General features: G+C 38.9%; 2 protein-coding genes. Both read right to left on the bottom strand.

Features of this window, described 5'->3' with window-relative positions:
* Window positions 1-15 precede the first annotated feature (15 nt).
* A complete protein-coding gene (locus QZ334_RS07650) occupies window positions 16-1,533 on the bottom strand; it encodes a dihydrolipoyl dehydrogenase family protein (RefSeq protein ID WP_295233354.1) in 1,518 nt (505 codons plus the stop codon).
* Window positions 1,534-1,823: 290 nt separating this feature from the next.
* Window positions 1,824-3,044, bottom strand: a complete 1,221-nt coding sequence (gene sstT / locus QZ334_RS07645; protein WP_105085359.1) for a serine/threonine transporter SstT — start codon at window positions 3,042-3,044, stop codon at window positions 1,824-1,826.
* Between the last annotated feature and the right edge of the window lie 180 nt (window positions 3,045-3,224).

Raw genomic sequence — 3,224 nt, 5'->3', positions numbered from 1 at the left:
GTTATATATTTATTATTACCAACGATTTTCATAGTATACTTGTGTCCACATGATGACCTCTACAAGAGAAGGATGTGGGCTCATAGTTTCGCCTACAGTGATAACGGACTTAGGATCCATAGCACGAGTAATACCTTTTTCACGTAAGCGTTTAGTACGTTCAGATGCGATTTCTTCATTAATAGCAGTCAATGGAGTTATACCGCTGTTCATAAGGTTTACGTAAGGTTGGAAGAGGATAGATGCTTGAGGACCTGTTACGTGCATACCAAGAATATGGTTAGTGTCTTTGTCCACTACGATTTTAACGAAACCGTCATTAACATCGCCAGGGTTGATACCCATTGCGTAGCCTTTAGCTGTGGAAGAGTAGTAATTTTTACCAACACCTACATTATAGCCTGCTTTAATAGCTTCTGCTTCAGTAAGACCTACGCTACCAATCTCAGGGTAGGAGAAGGTAACCTTTGGCAATGTATCATAGCGTGCCCAACGGAAATCTTCTTCGTTTTTAGCAAAGTATAGGTTGTGGGCGATAATATCAGCTTCATAGTTCGCACGATGACGGAATGCAGGTTCGCCGTTTACGTCGCCTAAGGCATAGATGCCATCAACAGATGTTTCAAGGAACTCGTTTGTTTTAATCCAGCCCTTTGGCCATGTTTCAATACCTGTGTTTTCGAGATGGAGCTCTTCTACAGCAGGACGAATGCCGGCTGCTACGAGGATTTCTTCTACCTTAGTTTCTGTAATTTCACCAGTGCTACGATCTTTAGTGACTACTATTTTAAGACCATCTTCTTGACGGATTTCAACAGTGTCTTGGTTTAAGATTACATTAATACCACGAGCTCGGTAGTTCTGAAGAAGATGTTCGGACATCTCTTCGTCTTCTTTAGGTACAAGGCGCACATTATGTTGAATGATGGTAACTTCAGTACCAGCTGCATCAAATACGTGACCGAATTCTACGCCGATAGGGCCTGCACCGAGTACAGCAAGGGATTTGTACGGTTGTTTCGGGAACTTATCGCCAAATAAACTTTCACTAGAAAGGAAACCTGCCTCTTTTAGACCAGGTACATTTGGTATATTACTATAACCACCAGTACCAAGGATAATCGTTGGAGCTGTAATTTCTACAATGCCAGAACCATCGTTAAGATGAATATTCATTACTTTATCGGATACAAAGCTTGCCGCACCACGATATACATCTACATTGTCATACGCATTGTAATAATCATAGATGCCTGCAGACTCGTCGATTTTATGCCATGTACGTTTAGATACAAGGTCCCAATCCATAGTAGCAGAGCCAACATTGATGCCTATTTTTTTGAACTCTTCTACCTCTTGAATGGCATTAGCTGCTGTAACCATAACCTTCGTAGGAATACAACCGCGAGTTAGGCATGTGCCACCGAATTTACCTTTTTCTATGATGGCCACCTTTTGGCCTTTTTTGATAGCTGCATCAGCTACGATGGTTGCGCCGCCTGTGCCAACTACAATAATATCGTATTGTTTCATGTTGATTCCTTTCTATTGCTATCTATTAATAGTCGTTATCATTAACTCTATTATAACAACTATATTGAATAAAATCAATATAGTCATAAGTCATTTAAATAGACACTTAGGATCAATATAAACACTTAGAGTTACCATAAATACTTAGGATTACAATAAATATCTATGTTGATTCTTATCGTGTGTCCTTTATATTATACACTGAATAGTAGTATGAGTAGTATAGTAAGATTGCTTTTAAATTAATACCATACATAAAAAAGACGGCCCCGAAGGACCGCCTTTAGATGTTAGTTCCAGTTTTCGTGATAGCCACGTTTTGCATAATCTGCAGTAGCAGTGAAGAGAATATCTGTACTGGAGTTAAGTGCTGTTTCAGTGGAGTCTTGTAAAACGCCAATGATGAAACCTACACCTACAACTTGCATTGCGATGTCATTGGAGATACCAAATAGAGAACAAGCAAGAGGAATTAGAAGTAGGGAACCACCAGCAACGCCAGAAGCACCACAAGCACCGATAGTAGCAATAACAGATAAGAGAATTGCTGTAGGGATATCTACAACGATTCCAAGTGTATGGGCAGCAGCTAATGTCATGATTGTAATTGTGATTGCTGCACCACCCATGTTGATTGTTGCACCCAATGGAATGGATACGGAATACATATCAGGGTTAAGTTTTAAACGTTTTGCTAAATCGAGGTTAACAGGGATGTTTGCAGCAGAGCTACGAGTAAAGAACGCATAGATTGCAGATTCACGTAAACATTTGAAAACCAATGGATATGGATTACGGCGAAGATATACAAAAGATAGAAGTGGGTTTACTATTAATGCTACGAAAATCATAGAACCAAGTAGTAATACGAGTAATTGGAAATAACCAATTAAAGCTTCAATACCGTTAGTAGCAATAGAGTCAGCTACGAGACCCATGATACCAAGAGGAGCAAAGCGGATAATCCAACCTACTACAGTTGTAATAGCTTGAGCGATAGACTCCATTACTTCCTTAGTATTCATTGGTGCATGGCGTAAAGCGCCACCAATGATAAGTGCCCAGCCTAAAATACCGATATAGTTAGCAGTCATCAAGGCTTTTACTGGATTATCAACAATATTTTTTAAAAGTGTTTTCATTACCTCTACGATACCTTGTGGTGGAGCTGCATCGGCTGCACTAGCTGCAAGGTGTAATGTAGTAGGGAACATAAAGCTTACGACTACAGCAAGTGCTGCAGAAAGGAATGTACCTAATAAATATAATGTGATTACAGATCCCATCCCTGTTTTTTGGCCAGAACGGTGTTTACTGATGGCTGCAATTACAAGAAAGAATACGAGGATTGGTGCAATCCCTTTTAAAGCACCAACAAAGAGAACGCCTAATAAAGCTAATTCATTTGCCACATCTGGCACGTATAGAGCTGTCAAAATACCAATAATCAAACCTATGATAATTTGTTGGATTAGACTGACTCTATTGATTGTTTTTACAAATCGATTCATAGTACACTCCAATACTTAATAAAAACTAATAAAAGACCATGGAAAAGATATCTTTTCGTCATGGACATATGTCATTATACAACGAACACAGGATGGTGGCAATAGATAATATCATAGTCGTTTATATATAGTTAAGTTAGATCTACTGTGATTGATAACGATGTTTATTTTGTAATATAC

The sequence above is a fragment of the Veillonella sp. genome (assembly GCF_019414865.1).
In the GTDB taxonomy this organism is placed as follows: domain Bacteria; phylum Bacillota; class Negativicutes; order Veillonellales; family Veillonellaceae; genus Veillonella.
The sequence above is the reverse complement of the archived record's forward strand: the minus strand, read 5'-3'. Positions and strand labels throughout refer to the sequence as shown.